The organism is Bradyrhizobium symbiodeficiens, assembly GCF_002266465.3.
In the GTDB taxonomy this organism is placed as follows: domain Bacteria; phylum Pseudomonadota; class Alphaproteobacteria; order Rhizobiales; family Xanthobacteraceae; genus Bradyrhizobium; species Bradyrhizobium symbiodeficiens.
In genome coordinates this window covers 6,112,383-6,126,814 of record NZ_CP029427.2, presented here as the reverse complement: position 1 = coordinate 6,126,814, position 14,432 = coordinate 6,112,383, and the positions used below count along the sequence as shown (strand labels likewise).

At 62.3% G+C, this 14,432-nt stretch carries 11 protein-coding genes; 5 read left to right on the top strand and 6 right to left on the bottom strand.

From position 1 onward, the window contains the following. Positions 1–417 precede the first annotated feature (417 nt). Positions 418–1,506, top strand: a complete 1,089-nt coding sequence (locus CIT39_RS28870; protein WP_094976871.1) for a helix-turn-helix transcriptional regulator — start codon at positions 418–420, stop codon at positions 1,504–1,506. Positions 1,507–1,705: 199 nt separating this feature from the next. Further along, positions 1,706–2,620, top strand: a complete 915-nt coding sequence (locus CIT39_RS28865) for a DUF1127 domain-containing protein (protein ID WP_094976872.1) — start codon at positions 1,706–1,708, stop codon at positions 2,618–2,620. Positions 2,621–3,797: 1,177 nt separating this feature from the next. Here CIT39_RS28865 and CIT39_RS28860 read toward each other — a convergent pair. Next, positions 3,798–5,360, bottom strand: a complete 1,563-nt coding sequence (locus CIT39_RS28860) for a hypothetical protein (protein WP_094976874.1) — start codon at positions 5,358–5,360, stop codon at positions 3,798–3,800. An 87-nt stretch (positions 5,361–5,447) separates the two neighbouring features. Continuing rightward, entirely contained in the window at positions 5,448–6,938 is a 1,491-nt protein-coding gene (locus CIT39_RS28855) for a hypothetical protein (protein WP_094976875.1), read from the bottom strand. A gap of 408 nt (positions 6,939–7,346) precedes the next feature. Between CIT39_RS28855 and CIT39_RS28850 the strand changes: the two genes are divergently transcribed. Then, a complete protein-coding gene (locus tag CIT39_RS28850) occupies positions 7,347–7,511 on the top strand; it encodes a Flp family type IVb pilin (RefSeq protein WP_094976876.1) in 165 nt (54 codons plus the stop codon). Positions 7,512–7,606: 95 nt separating this feature from the next. On the opposite strand, the gene CIT39_RS28845 is transcribed toward CIT39_RS28850, so the two are convergent. Both CIT39_RS28845 and CIT39_RS28840 read right to left on the bottom strand, forming a co-directional pair. Further along, complete coding sequence (locus CIT39_RS28845; protein ID WP_094976877.1) at positions 7,607–8,590, bottom strand: phosphatase PAP2 family protein; 984 nt, start codon at positions 8,588–8,590, stop codon at positions 7,607–7,609. Positions 8,591–8,782: 192 nt separating this feature from the next. Next, positions 8,783–9,514 (bottom strand): hypothetical protein, encoded by a 732-nt coding sequence (locus CIT39_RS28840; protein ID WP_094976878.1) that lies wholly within the window; start codon positions 9,512–9,514, stop codon positions 8,783–8,785. A 616-nt stretch (positions 9,515–10,130) separates the two neighbouring features. Between CIT39_RS28840 and CIT39_RS28835 the strand changes: the two genes are divergently transcribed. Together CIT39_RS28835 and CIT39_RS28830 are read left to right on the top strand one after the other, a co-directional pair. After that, positions 10,131–11,192 carry a M23 family metallopeptidase gene (locus tag CIT39_RS28835; protein WP_094977086.1) on the top strand — a complete coding sequence of 354 codons (1,062 nt, stop codon included), beginning with the start codon at positions 10,131–10,133 and terminating at the stop codon, positions 11,190–11,192. 220 nt (positions 11,193–11,412) lie between these two features. Beyond that, positions 11,413–12,093, top strand: coding sequence for a TetR/AcrR family transcriptional regulator (locus CIT39_RS28830; RefSeq protein WP_091956437.1), 681 nt, complete (start codon positions 11,413–11,415; stop codon positions 12,091–12,093). Between the two features lie 141 nt (positions 12,094–12,234). Here the strand turns inward: CIT39_RS28830 and pyk are convergent, their stop codons facing one another. Further along, on the bottom strand, positions 12,235–13,671 hold the full coding sequence (gene pyk / locus CIT39_RS28825; RefSeq protein ID WP_094976879.1) for a pyruvate kinase: 1,437 nt from the start codon (positions 13,669–13,671) through the stop codon (positions 12,235–12,237). Then, on the bottom strand, positions 13,668–14,267 hold the full coding sequence (locus CIT39_RS28820; protein ID WP_094976880.1) for a DUF1036 domain-containing protein: 600 nt from the start codon (positions 14,265–14,267) through the stop codon (positions 13,668–13,670). The genes pyk and CIT39_RS28820 overlap by 4 nt, the downstream gene beginning before the upstream one ends. Between the last annotated feature and the right edge of the window lie 165 nt (positions 14,268–14,432).

The window sequence follows — 14,432 nt, the reverse complement described above, 5'->3', positions numbered from 1 at the left end:
GCGGTGGTTAAGGTCACCTTGCCGCAACTGTTAAGGATTGGGCGACAGGGGCGACTGAGGGGAGGCGGAATGGATGCGATGCCCGATGATTAGCCTTGCGGTGGAGCCGCAGCTTCGGTCCAGAATGTGTACTCATAAACGTCGGCTTACCGGGGCAAAGCGGAAGCTGCCCACCTTTGGCGCAATCGGCGGCTTGTGACCCAAAGCGGACGTGACATCGGGGACAAATCTGCGTCGGCTCAGCGAACCGGCGTGCGCAATCGATACACTTCGAACTTGATCGCTAATTTCGCCAAAGCTGATTTTCGTCCCAAGCTTGCTACTTGAGGGGCCTGTCTCAACTTCAGAGAGTTAGCATTTTCAGAAAGGCTGGCTGCACAACATGACGTGCGTTAACATGCGCAGGGAGGGTATGCGATGTCCAACCTCATCGATCGAATTTACGAGTGCGCCTTTGTACCTGACCTTTGGCCCGGGATTCTCGCTGAATTAGTCCAGATCGACGGCGCGCTGGCCGGCTGGTTATGTATCTCGAACGGAAGCGTCATCCGATGGTCTGCTTCGAGCCAGCAGGCAAGAGAGGATTTGCGGCCATTGATGGAGAGCGGATGGATTCCGCGATCGGAGCGTTTCAACCGCCTGCTTCGCGCGAAACAGACCGGCTTCATACCGGACAGCATTCTGTATACGCCCGAAGAGATGCGCAACGATCCGGCCTACAGGGACATGCTGTACCCCCGCGGTATGGGATGGGCCTCAGCGACCGCGATCGCGCTGCCAACGGGCGATGACATGGTGATCGCGCTGGAGCGAGCATACGACCGAGGATCGGCGTCTCTCGCTGTACTGGGACGACTCAACGAGGTGCACGCTCATTTGGCCAGGGCTTCGTTGGTTGCCGCCCGCATGCAACTGGAACGCGCCCGGGCCGCGGCCCAGGCACTCGCTCTGCTCGGCATTCCTGCGCTCGTGTTCTCGCGCGAAGGGAAAATCTTGGCTGCGAATTCGCTAATCGAAGGCTTGAGTGGCTTTATCTCTTGGCGAGCGCAAGACCGCATTGCGCTAAAGGACGCGCGCGCCGACGCACTGTTGCGGGACGCCATCGCAACGGTGGATCAGGACGATGCCCCCGGTGTGCGCTCATTTCCCACCCGCGATATCAGTTCCACGATGATTGCGCACGTCGTGCCCATTCGCGGTTCAGCGCGCGACACCTTTTCCCGATGCGCGGCCATGTTGATGCTGACACCCGTCACTAGGCCGGAGGCTCCCTCGGTCGACCTCATACGCTCTCTTTTTGATTTGACCCCCACCGAAGCTCGCGTCGCGAGGGGCCTGGCCGTAGGCCAGACGGTCAAGGCGATGGCAACAGAGAGCGGCACATCCCCCAATACTGTTCGTTGGCATGTCAAGGTTGTACTGAGTAAAATGGGCTATAATAGGCAGTCTGACGTCGTGGCGTTGTTGAATGGACTTCGCCCGCCCGGCTGCGTGAACGATCCCTAAATCATATAGCCCCTCGGAACGCGGCGACCGGGCGGCTCACGAGTGCTGTGGACGGCCATTAGCGCCGATGTCCTCCGTACGCTCTTGAGTTAGCCGACCGGAAATATTTGGCGCCTCCCCCCCCAAACGGATGGGGCGCCGCACGCCGAAGCGCGTCCAGATAGGCCGGAGACATTGGCCGAGACCGGGAGGCGCCACAATGAGCTCAATCCACCAAACCACCGAGCCAAGACAGGAATCCGTAAAGCGACAGGTCTACAGTCCTATCGAAGCATTTTGGGATGCATTTCAAGGGTGGCGCAAACGCGAGACGCTGCGAACTCAATTGTGCCGCCTGACCGAAAGGGAGCTTGCCGATATCGGCATCACGCGCGGTGAGATCGACTACGTTGCCTCCAAACGAGGAATTGCAGCATCGCATCACCCCAGGGGATGGCACGGCGGCGCTCTCGTCACTCTAATACTCTGCAACGCGTGCATTCTCCTATTCGCGACCGAAGCCAAAGCTCAATGCACGGCGAGAGATGTTTTGCAGGCTCGCCTTGCGCTCAAGGAGGCTTCCAGAGTTCGCCGGCCGCAGACTGGCGTTGGATTCGCTGTCGATGTTCCGGTGTGGAGGAAGACGACGGTAGGGACGTTTCCAGATTCGGTCGCTCTTCGTAACGCGTTGAGTGCGCGAGGGTGTGGTGTTGGAGATTTGGCCAGTGAAATCATGGCTCGACCAGCCTTTACTCTAAGCACCACGAAAGCAGACTTGGAGCTCGTCACGGTTTCGGCGGCGGAGCTCGGCTTTCTGACCGAGACGGTGTCGCTCGGGCAAATTTATGGCCGTGCCCAACAACTGGGCTTTGGGCTTGCGCCAGCAGAGATTGCTCCGCAACTGAGGCTTCAATATCTGGATCAGCCGATCGGTGAATTTCTCTCCATCGGAATGAACCCGATCAAGACATCGAAGGGCGAGCCCGTCATTCTGAATGTAGCCAATGGCGGAGCGGGACTCATTCTCATCGGGCAGGATGGTCGCGCGGACGCGGAAATGTTTGTTGGGTCCGTTTTTGTGTTCCTGCGGCCGAAAGAAGCGGTACCTGCGGAGACAACGCTCGTCCATCGCTGATTTCCAAGGCCGCATGGCCTCGCCGGAAGGGAAAGGCATTCGGAAGCCGCATAGGTCAGTTGTATTCTGTACGTCCCGTGAGCCCGCAGTTTGCTGTTTGTCAAAGCAACAAGCGGAGCGGATGCTGCAGGGATGTCGCCATGCACAATTACCGCGTATGGCCTCAACGGTCCGTTCCCGGCCTTTGACCGATTGTTCAGTATTCGCAATCAGCGCAAAGCCCTCGGGTTCACCCGACCCGAGGGGCTCGTTCTAGATTGCGACATCAAGCTCGCGATGCGCATGCTTCCGCTTGGCCCTTCGGCGAAGTGGCGGCGTCGCTCCACGAGGTCCGCTTATCGAGGCATGGCGGACAAGATCTACTCAGGTTGAGTTCTTCGCATTTTGACCCGCAACGGACTTCCCGCCGATGCGTGCCCAGGGCCGCTGACCCAACGCGGCCTACCCAGCATTTAGCCAGGGGGTGGGTGCAGCTCATGCCACTTTGCGCGAGCAGTTTCTTCTGATCCGCCGCGCCGTACTTCATCTTGTCTAAAATCTTTCCAATACCGGTAGGTGCAATATAGCCCGCACAGCCAAAGGAAAACCAGAAGCAGAGCAAGCGGAAGAATGAAGCTCTTCCCGAACTCGGTTGGATCGAAAATCTTCAGCAAGAAAATGAGGGCGAGACATACAACTCCAGCAACCGCAAAGCCTCGCACTCGAAACCGCCAAACTCGGGGCTCCCCTGAAACAGTCACCCCTGTTCCTCCAGGGTGCGTACGCTCTCGAGCCTAACTGGCTCTGCGACTTTCGTCTTCGAATGGCGGACGACTGAGATGTCGCTTGAGACGCCCCTCGTTGCCCCATCCGTAGCGCTTAGCGAATGGAACGTACGCAAGGCAGGCTACGCCCAACGTTATCAGTACCACGACGAGGCTGAGGCCGAGGAACATGTAGGCGCTTGACGTGCCCCCGACGACGAGGACGAGCATAAGGGTGGAGCGAATGCTGAAAGGTGCCATGCTCGCTAAAGTAGCACGAAGACCCTCTTATCTGGCAGCTCTCTGGCGATTAGGGTTTGCAGACCATTAAGTCAGCTTCTGGCCCATCTGCGACCTCGGAGGTCTTCCGCTTTTCGACCGATGCCGGCAGTAAACCGGACATCAGGGGGCCAGCCGCGTAATGAGTTCACGCCCTAAGGCCTGCGGTGGATCTTGTAGAGAACAAATCGCTCCGAGGTATCCAGCACCTCCAGCAGACCCGGCAGCGGGTTCGCAGCCGGCGGCCCAAGCACGTAGAGATAATCGAAATCCCGATACCAGGTGCGGACAAACGGCGGAACGCCCGCCGGCGGTTGGCTCGTCGCGATCGCGGCAAGCAGCTCCGACGGCACCGGTCCCCCATAGGGAATCGCAAGACCGCGCACGCCCTCGCGTGGCCGCACCGGCTGCTTGCCCGCTTCCGTGAATAGATTGGGCACGAACGCGTTGGCATAATGCACGGCCAGCGTCGGTGCATAATACATCGGATAGGAGGTGAGGTCGGCGAAGGGCGGGTCACCATTGTCGCCCGTGCTGCCAACGAGGACGCGCGAGCCGCGCTCGATCTTCTGGAACGAGGCGATGATCGCTGCATAGTCGGCGCGGTAGGGCAGCCACACCACGAGGACGACGGCGAGATTGACCAGTATGATGCCGCTGATCGCAGCGAGCGCGGCTGTTCTCCAGGCACGGCTCGGCAGCGTCAGCGAGCTGAAGGCGGGCAGGATCAGAGCTGCAGCGGGAATGACGCGAAGGTCGACAAACGCGGTTCCAAACAGCTTCGAGGGGATGACGAGGTAAAGCAGCGCAAAGCCGATCGCGAGCCACGTCCCGGCCGGCTCGAGCCTGAGGACGCCGCGCCGTGCGGCGAACAGCAACGAGATCAGCAGCGCCAGGCCGGTCGCTGCCGCAGCCGTCAGATTGTAGCCGTTCATGATGCGCAACGGCCAGACGGGCTTGAATCCGAAGAACCAGCTCGTCCCTTCGCTTCCGATCGAGCCCGCGGTCATTTGCATGATCCCAAACAACACGAGCGCCGGCAGGGCCAGCGCGCCGAGCCGCGCGGCGACGACCCGGTACGATGTTTGCTGTCCGCGAATGCGCGAGAGCTCGTAGAGGCCAAGCGTCGCACCGTAGATGCCGAGCGAGAAGAAATGCGCCGCATACAGCGCAGCGACGAACACCAAATTGGCGACGAAACGCAGCGGCCATGGGCCTTCGGCCAGCATCAGGTAGATGGCGATGCCCCAGAGCGCGAGGCCGAGGCCGAACTCGAAATTCACGAAGCCCCAGCTGAACGGAAGACAATAGAGGAAAGCGAGCGCAGCGAAGCCGGCAAGCTGGACCCGTCCCTTCCGGGCCCACTCCAGCAGCAGCGCGCCCCCGACGATCAGCAATTGGCTCAGCAGCAGAAACAGCCGTGTGGCGTTCTCGACGCTCATCAGCCGCGCCAGCTGCGGTACCAGCAGATCCATTCCAAGGTTGGGATAGAAGGCCCAGGCCACCTCGTAATACGGATTGGCGTCGGGAGTGCCGTTCTGGCTCAGAATGTACATGCGGGCGAGGTGATTGGGATAATCCACCATCGCGGGAATGGGGGTCAGCAGCACCGGCAGAAACGAGACGGCCGCCAGCACCGCCAGCACGGCGATCGCCAAGGATCGCTCCGAGCCGAACCGAGACGGGATTGTCAAAGTCGGCCTGTCAAAAGAGGACATGTCGCGGGATCGCCGGGGTTTGAGCGCAGTGGTCGTGTCCGCGGCGCATTTGCTCACGGTTACGGGTGCGTGCCCTCAAGTGGGTGCTCACTTCGAAGGCGTCGCGGCTGCGCTGTCCGCATGGTCTCGCACATGGATCACGGCGATGTCGTCGGTATAGATCCGCTTCCAGCCCTTGAGCTGGTCGAGGATCTGCGGGCCCGGCGCATCGGCAACCAGAAGGGTCGCGTCGATCTTGTACTCGTCGAGCAGGCGGGGCAGCAGCTCGGGCTTCTTGCCTTCCGTCGCCTTGAAGAAGTCCACGACGAATTTCTCGCCATAGAGCTCGGCACGGCCGTCGACGAAGACCGGAATGTTGCGCGAGATCAGATAGCCGCCGAACTGGTAGGCATTGAAGATGCGCTGCGCCTTGCGTTGCTCGAGCAGATCGACGGCCGCAACCGGCGTATGCGTCGTCGTGAAGGTGAAGCGGTGGTGCCCCATGTAGAGCGACGTCGAGGTCCAGCTCGCCGCCACGATCATCAGCGCGCCAAGCGCGGTGACATAGCGGGCCGGCCAGCGCCCGGCATCGGCGGCGTCAGGCGCCGGGCGCGGGAACATCTCGCCGAGCGGCTTTGCCAGCACCAGCGGCACCAGGAACGCAAATGCCTCGATGCTCCTGACATGGGTCAGCGCGCCCCAGGTCAGGAACAGAATCAGGAAGATCCGGGGCGCCGACAGCACCAGGCCGCGATAATAGCCGAATGCGATCAAGCCGAGCAGGGCGCCTTCGAATGGCGTGAAAGTGGAGAAGTTCGCAGGCATCCATTCGAAGATCAGCGACAGCAGCTCGCCGAGGCCGAGGATGTTGGTCGCGCCCAGCAGCGTCCGCCAGCCGTACGGCGTGAGGCAGCTCGCAACCAGCGCGCCGATTCCGAACAACACCCAGCGCGTGAACAGGGCCAGCCGTCGTCCCTTCTCGGCATGCTCGACGGCCTCGAGCGAGATCGGGCCGATCAGCGCGAGGCCCAGCACGAAGCCGCCATGCAAATTCGCCCAGAGCGCCATCAGCGGCAGCCAATACCAGGACGGCGCGCTCTTGCGGTCGGCAGCCGCCATCAGCACGCCGACCCACAGAACCATGACCGGCAGCGCCAGGATATGCGGACGCGCCAGCACGTGATGGGTCGACAGCAGCAGCGCCAGCATCGCAAACAGCACTGCGCGTGGTGCCTCGATCTGCCTGTCGAGCAGATAGACGAAGATCGCGACCGTGATCGCGACCGCGACCGCGGTGAGGATGACGGGACCTGCCCAGTCCAATTGCGCATGGGAATAGGCGAACAGCACCTGCGACAGCCATGACGTCGAAATCCATGGCGCGCCCGTGCGCGTGAACGAATAGAAGTCGGTGGTGGGCATGGCGCGGTGATCGAGGATCCATTGCCCGATCTTGACCTGCCAGAACGAGTCGGAGTCCTGGAGCCGCGTGTCGCCGAGGTAGAGGAAGAACAGATAGACGCCGGCGCCGACGCACAGCGGCACCAGCGCTCGCGCGCGGCTCTGCGCCGCGATGCTGTTGGCAAAGGAAAGGGACATGCCGCCTCGTCGTCCTGTTGTTCTTGTCGGTCGGGCACGATCCGGAGCCGGAGTTGGCGCAATGTGTGGCGCGGTTTTCCGGGAGGATCATGCTCGAACAATCACCTGAAGCGCGATGAATGGTCGATCTCGTCGCGCGTCAGTCCGGGCGAGCGGCATTGGACCACGGGCGGTCATAACTTCGGGTAAACTGGTCGGTCACGCCGGCTTCATGTCCCGACAATTTAACGGATTGTTTTGGATTTCAATTTACCATCAGCGAATACACGCAAACCGCTTGGTGTTTACGCAGTCGAATTAACTGCGGCGCAATTCTTTGCCTCTACGTTCGGTTCCATGGTCGGGCGGCGCTGGGAAGCCGAAAAGACCAGATCAGTTGTAGCCTCGTGTACTCATTTGGAGCACTCTATGAAGAACCTCGTTGCGCGTTTCCTGAAGGATGAATCCGGCGCCACCGCCATTGAATACGGCCTGATCGCTGCCGGCATCGCGCTGGCGATCATCACCGTCGTCAACAACCTCGGCACCACGCTGAACACCAAGTTCACCGCGATCTCGACCAGCCTCAAGTAAGGCCGGGCGAACCAGAGATTTCCGAGAGCCCCGTCCCTGACGGGGCTCTTTTCTTTTGGGCGAAGCTTGGGCAGTTCGGCCGTCAGTTCAATCAGTCAGTGTTCTTGGGCGAGGGTTGCCAGCCCGGTTGACGGCGCCGTTGCGGCGGCCGCGCGCGGCGCGCTCCTGCAGCCAAAGTAGAATTTCGCGGCCCAGATCGAGGCTGCCGCGAGCGCGACGCCGGCCGCGACATCGATGATGTAGTGCGCACCGATCACCGGCGTTGCCGCGATCATCGACAAACTGAGCGCGGCCGCGATGCCGCCGAGCCAGCGCACCGGCCACAGCGCCCACATGTACAGCACGGCCGATGCCGCGTGAAAGCTCGGAAAAGAGACGATGCCGGAGAGCGAGAACAGCCGAAGCTGTTGCAGGCTGCCGTCCCGAAGCGCGAGGATGTCGCGCAGCTGTCCGGCATAGACCGCGGTGTCGATCTCGGGCAAATGCGCGGCCGGCAGATTCAGTCCGTAATAGGTGCCGATCGCGGGCACCACGGCGGAGATCGTGATGGTGACCGCGAGCGCGAGGCTCATCGCGAGCATGAATAATTGCAGCCGCACATAGCGCGCCGTCAGAGCCAGCACGACGGGAATGCCGAGCAGCGGAAACTTGATCAGGCCGTAGGCGTGCGCCAGGCAGATCGCGAGCCAGGGATGATCGTTGACGTAGCGCGCGATCGGTTCCGGATCGAGGCCCAACGCCCGGTCGATCGCCAGAAGTGCCTGGTCCTCGAGCGGCCAGTTCAGCTTGCCCGCGACGTAACTCAGCGGTCCGGCGATCGCGCAGGTGAGAATGACCTGTCCGATGGTGCCGAGTGAAAACACCAGCTTCGGATTCGCAAGCTTGCCTTTGACCATCCGGTGGCCATAGGCGACCGCGAGCAGCGCCGTGGCGATCGCCACGGTCGCGCCGAAGGCGACCGGCTCGAGACTCAGTCCGGTCGAGGCAAGGCCAAGCGCCAGCAGGGCCCCCATCCCGAGAATCGCAAACCAGTTGAGGTGGAAAAGCTGCCAGGCGGTCCGGGAGTCCGTGTCGAGCATGGTGTACCGAGATGGAATTGCATTGCCTCCGTACTGTTACGGACCCGCGTTAAGATCCCGGTAAGAAGTGTGGTTATCGATTTTACAACCTCTGCTCGGTGCTTTTATTTGTTTGCGGCATGAGGCACGGTCGGCCGGTCGCTCGTTTCCTTCTATTGATTGAATCGGATTGTTCCCGCCATCGAGAGGCTCTTACCGCTGTGGGGCTCTATAAAGTTCTATCATCGTTCGAGGCGGTACTTCCTCGCACCGCATGACGGTGCGAGGTCGCGCTGCATCGCCCTCGATGCCTTCGATCGCGATGGTCTGGCGGCTTCTGCTCCATACGACCCGGCGCGGGACATCGAAATTCATCGACAGCGTGACCTCATCCTGGCCGGCATCCGTGACCTCGCCGCGAAACCCTCTTCCTTCCCTGCCACGCTCATAGAGTGCTGTTTTCGAAGCGGCATCCATCGTAAAGTACACCGCGCCTGTGTGTTCACAGCGCACAGAGATCGGATGCAGAATGGGATCGCGAACCCGGAAGCTCAGTATGCTTCGCGGAGGGGTGTCGGTGCACTTGTGGACCAGCGTCGGCCGAAAGGTGGGGTCCTCTAGTCCCTGCCAAGTCATGGTCTTTTGATTGCGATCAAAGATCAGATCGACCCGCCCTGGACCGATGCGCACTACAAATTCGAACTTTCCATTGCTTGTGGAATTGATCTCTCCTGAGTATGCATTGATACCGAAATTTGTTTCGACGTTGATCGGCGGCGTTTCAAAGACGACCGTTTTGGTATCGACATCGAACGTCGCAAAGTATGGGCGGACGGGAACGCCACCCTCACACCGCACGGAAAATGGCTCAGCGGCTGCTGCGGGATCCGGCGTCAGCATGAGAAGCAGAATGAGTGCGAGAGGGAGGCCTGCGAGCCGCTTCATGCTGGCCGCTCCGTTCGCGCATGACAGCGGAGCCCGCAGCGAAGCTGTAGTTGGAACTCTCGACATTGCCTGTGATAAATTGGCTGCGTGGCCTTGGTGAGCGCGCAATGAAGTGCGCCGCGCAAATAGTCTCTGAATGTATTCCAAACGCCGGTCACAACCACGGCCCTCGAACATCGATGCCGCCTGCGCACTGCGCGCGGGCCGACGTCAACGTCGTGTTGCGGACACTACATAAGAACTTCGAGATGTAAAGAAGCGGCACACAACCTCGTGCTTTTCCGAGGACGTGGCGCGCTGACACGCGAAGCCGCGAAGATTCAAATCAAATTGGAACCCGCGAGTCCAAGCATTTGAAGTTCGATCGCTGTTCAATCGCCATCGATTTCGTTTGCCAATGACCGCAATGAGACAGCGAATGAGATCGCGCTCGTTTTGCTTGTTCATCCTGATAGGCTGCTTGGGATTCGTTTTCATCGCACGAGAGATACGGGCTTGGCTTGAGCGGCACAAATCCGGCAGATAGGGATGGATCGTTGCCTTCGTGGGTGATCCTCCGCGGTACCGGTGGCTTCACAGTGTGCCGATGTTGGCCAAGGTTCTTGGGACATCAGGAATGAAACTCTCGCTTCCAGACTACACTTTGTCGCGCGCCCCTTGGGCAGAGCGGACCGGTCGGATGATGGCGATTGTATCGGTACCGATGGTTTGCGCGGTCATCATTTGCGCGTCGGAGGCTCGCTGCTCCGAACTACAGCAGTTTGCCTGGCCGGTCGCTTGCGAATTGGGAACGACCTGTTTCATCCAGAACTACGTCGACCATGATCCCTTGGACAAGACGTTGGACTTTCGATGTGGTCACCGAACCTATGATGGCCATGACGGCACCGACATCCGGCTCCCCGATCTGGACGTTCAGCGACAAGGGGTCGAGGTCGTTGCTGCCGCCTCGGGGCGCGTTGCCCACACGCGCGACGGTATGGATGACGTCTCGGTCAAGGTCGTCGGCAAAGCCGCAATCACCGGCAGGGAATGTGGCAACGGCGCAGTCGTCGAACACGAAAATGGCTGGAGCACGCAATACTGCCACATGGCCAAGGGCAGTCTCAGAGTGAAGCCCGGTGACAGCGTCGGCTCCGGGCAAGCGCTTGGGCTGGTGGGTCTGTCCGGAAATACCGAGTTCCCACATTTGCATTTCACGGTGAGGCATGACGGGAAAATTGTGGATCCATTCGCCTCCGGTGCCGCGAAGGGCGAATGCAATTCCGGCCGTTCGCTGTGGCAGCCGACGCAAAACTCCGTTTCGAACTATCCGTCCGCAGAGATCATCAATGCCGGCTTTGCCGATCGAGCGGTGACCATGGAGGAGATCGAGACAGGTGAGGTCAAGCGATCCTTGCCTGGCTCTCAATCGGCCGCCATCGTGGCTTATGTTCGTGCAATCGGACTTCAGGCGGACGACGAGCAAGCGCTCGAGCTGAGGTCACCCGAGGGGCAGGTCGTCGCGGAGTATCGCGCGCCGAAGCTGCCACGGGACCAGGCCCAGTATTTCATCTCGGCGGGGCGAAAGCGCGCAGGCTCCGCTTGGCCGGCCGGCACCTATCGGGCAACTTTCGTTTTGCGCCGACAAGGTGCCGAGATCGCGCGGCGGTCCTTCCAAATGGACGTCGCGCGATAGCCCTCTCGTCTCCGCTCGTTCCCTTGGGCAGTTTCCGGGACGAGGCCTTTCACAAGCAGGGTTGGCGCCCCAGTCCGGTCGCCGTGACGCTTCACGCATTTCGCATCTTGTCATCCCTCCTGAATAGTTGTTCAGTCTTTGCGGGGCGATTTGCATCTTTTGACGTGACGAAGCGTTTGGCCGCAGGGCGTGCGGCGGCGTGTGGGACAGGAAGCGCGCCATGGTTTATCGGCGGACGCATCAAGTGGTTAAGCGCCTGGCGGCGCGGCGCAGTGCGATCTTGACGGCGGCACGGGAGACGGCGGCGGAAGGCGGCATGGCGGCGGTGCAGATCGCACCGGTCGCGGTCCGGGCCAATGTCGCGGCGGGCACGGTCTACCGCTACTTCCCCTCCAAGGCCGAACTGATCTCCGAACTCATCGCCGAGGTCTCCCGCGACGAACTCGCCGCGATCCGCCGGGCGGCCGATGCCGCGCCGGGGCCGTCCTCGGCGTTGGCCGCGGCCGTGACGACGGTAGCGGTCCACACCCTGTCGCAGCGCCGATTGGCCTGGGGCATTCTGGCTGAGCCCGTCGATGTCGATGTCAGTGCCTCGCGCCTGGCCAGCCGGCGCGAGATCGCGGGCGAGATGGCTGCCCGGATCGACGCTGCGGTGCGGGCCGGTCACCTGCCGGCGCAGGACACAGCGCTCGCCGCCACCGCCTTGCTCGGCGCGCTGCATGAAGCCCTGGTCGGGCCGCTCGCGCCTGACAATCTCGACGATCCCGTCAAGATGCGCGACGCGGTGCAGACCGTGACGCTGTTGGCGCTGCGTGCGGTCGGCGTCATGGACGCCCGCGCCAGGGGTCTCGTGGTGCAGCAGACGCTGTTGCCGACCGCAAAGGCGCTGGTTGGGGCGTAGAACCGCCATGCACACGAGTGGCCGGCCTTACGGCGCTCAGGTCGTTGACCGAGCGGGCCTTTTCGCAAAACCGCAGCAGGCTCGCCGAACCCTCCGGCTACTTTGCATGGGGTTGTTTTTCGACTTTTAGTTCGGCGGGCCCTAGATGTCAGCGTCGCCCTCGGGGCCGACCGAGGCGATGCGCACCATATTGGTGGTGCCGGGAATGCCGAGCGGCACGCCGGCGACGATGAGCACGCGCTGACCGGCGCGGACGAAGCCATCGCGGAACGCGATCTGGCCGGCGCGGTTCACCATGTCGTCCTGGTCGCGCGCATCTTCTGCGACTACGCAATGCACGCCCCAGACCACCGCGAGCCGGCGGCCGGCGGTGATGTTCGGCGTGATCGCCACGATCGGCGGCTTCGGCCGCTCGCGCGCCACGCGCACTGCGGTCGAGCCCGATGAGGTCCAGCAGATCAAAGCGGGCAGGTCGAGCGTCTCGGCGATCTGCCGCGCGGCGTCGGCGATGGCATCGCCCGCGGTGGCTTCCGGCGGGGGGCGCTGCGCGGTGAGCACGGAACGATAAATCGGGTCGCGCTCCACCTCCTCGCCGATGCGGTTCATGGTCGAGACCGCCTCGACCGGGAATTTGCCGGCCGCCGATTCCGCCGACAGCATGATGGCGTCGGCGCCCTCGTAGACCGCCGTGGCGACGTCGGAGACTTCAGCGCGGGTCGGCACCGGCGACTGGATCATCGATTCCAGCATCTGGGTCGCGATCACCACCGGCTTGCCGGCACGGCGCGCCATCCGCGTCATCTGCTTCTGCAGGCTCGGCACGCGCTCCAGCGGCAGTTCGACGCCGAGATCGCCCCGCGCCACCATCAGCGCGTCGGAGGCTTCAAGGATGTCGGCAAGACGGTCGATTGCCTGCGGCTTCTCGATCTTGGCCATGACCGCAGCGCGGCCGCGGATCATCTTCTTGGCTTCGATGACGTCGTCGGCGCGCTGCACGAAGGACAGCGCAATCCAGTCGACGCCGGTGGCCAGTGCGGCCTCGAGGTCGGCGCGATCCTTCGGCGTCATCGCCGAGACCGCGAGGTCCGTATCGGGCAGGCTGACGCCCTTGCGATCGGACATCCGGCCGCCTACCACCACGCGCGTCACCGCGTGTTCTTTCGAGGTCTCTTCCGCGATCAGCCGCACCTTGCCGTCGTCGAGCAGCAGCGCGTGGCCGGGCCGCAGCGCAGCCAGGATCTCCGGATGCGGAAGATGGACACGCGTGGAATCGCCGGGGGTCTTGTCGGAATCCAGCGTGAAGGTCTGGCCGTTCTGCAACTGCACCGAGCCTTCGGCGAAGGCGCCGAGCCTCAGCTTTGGGCCCTGGAGGTCGACCAGGATGCCGATCGGCCGGCCGTAGCTGCTCTCGACGTTGCGGATCGTCGCCACCAGCTCCCGCATCTTGTCATGCGGGGTGTGGCTCATGTTGATGCGAAACAGGTCGGCGCCGGCTTCGAACAGGCGGCGGATCATCGCGAGGTCTGAGGAGGCCGGTCCGAGCGTCGCGAGAATCTTGATACGGCGAAGACGCCTCATGGCTTACTTCCAGACGGTGGCGAGGGAGCTGGCGGGAGGCCAGGCGCGGCGGGGGGCGTACCACCGGGCGGCCCATTGGGCAAACCCGGAACCCCGCCACCCGGGCCAACTGGGCCCGGCAGGCCGGGCACACGCTGCTGCTGCGACGGCTGCTCGTTGGCGTCGGTGAGCTGCACCGTCCAGGCCCGCTGCTCGCCGGTGTCGACCTCGAAATAGCCGGTCCGGTCGTAGCCCCGCGCGAGGCAATCCTCGGTGCCGCGGATGGTGAACTCCTTGTCGCGCGAGCACATGAAAGCCTGCCCCGACCACTCGCCGCCGCGGTCATAGTCGATGGCGTAGATGTAATAATAACGGGCGACCAACGTTCCCCGCAGCAGGGTCTCGCAGGCGCGGGACGAGATGTTCCACCAGCCTTCGGTGGTCCACCCCTCGGCGTCCTTGTAGCCGAGCGCAATGCCGACCCGACTCGAGGTGTTGTTGCAGAGACGGAAATCGGCCGAGGCCGGGGTGGCGTAGAGGCACAGCCAAGCGACCACCAGCACCGGGACCAACCGGGCGAGCAGGCGAAGCGGGGAGCGGGGAGATTCGGCGATCATTGTCGCGGAAGCTATATCAGATCATTGACGATTTGGCGCAGGGGACGAGGAACTGCCCCGAGGCCGGGTTCGGGTTCGTTTGCGCCGGGATATGGCAAAATCTGTGACAGGACCCACCTGATCCCGTAAGGGTGACCAGCACCGGGGGCAGGCCCAAGGGATATA

Coding starts and splice junctions, on each gene's coding strand:
- CIT39_RS28850 (WP_094976876.1), top strand. CDS start 7,347: ATGAAGAACCTCGTTGCGCGTTTCCTGAAGGATGAATCCGGCGCCACC.
- CIT39_RS28860 (WP_094976874.1), bottom strand. CDS start 5,360: ATGTCCTCTTTTGACAGGCCGACTTTGACAATCCCGTCTCGGTTCGGC.
- CIT39_RS28865 (WP_094976872.1), top strand. CDS start 1,706: ATGAGCTCAATCCACCAAACCACCGAGCCAAGACAGGAATCCGTAAAG.
- CIT39_RS28870 (WP_094976871.1), top strand. CDS start 418: ATGTCCAACCTCATCGATCGAATTTACGAGTGCGCCTTTGTACCTGAC.
- CIT39_RS28835 (WP_094977086.1), top strand. CDS start 10,131: ATGAAACTCTCGCTTCCAGACTACACTTTGTCGCGCGCCCCTTGGGCA.
- pyk (WP_094976879.1), bottom strand. CDS start 13,671: ATGAGGCGTCTTCGCCGTATCAAGATTCTCGCGACGCTCGGACCGGCC.
- CIT39_RS28855 (WP_094976875.1), bottom strand. CDS start 6,938: ATGTCCCTTTCCTTTGCCAACAGCATCGCGGCGCAGAGCCGCGCGCGA.
- CIT39_RS28840 (WP_094976878.1), bottom strand. CDS start 9,514: ATGAAGCGGCTCGCAGGCCTCCCTCTCGCACTCATTCTGCTTCTCATG.
- CIT39_RS28820 (WP_094976880.1), bottom strand. CDS start 14,267: ATGATCGCCGAATCTCCCCGCTCCCCGCTTCGCCTGCTCGCCCGGTTG.
- CIT39_RS28845 (WP_094976877.1), bottom strand. CDS start 8,590: ATGCTCGACACGGACTCCCGGACCGCCTGGCAGCTTTTCCACCTCAAC.
- CIT39_RS28830 (WP_091956437.1), top strand. CDS start 11,413: ATGGTTTATCGGCGGACGCATCAAGTGGTTAAGCGCCTGGCGGCGCGG.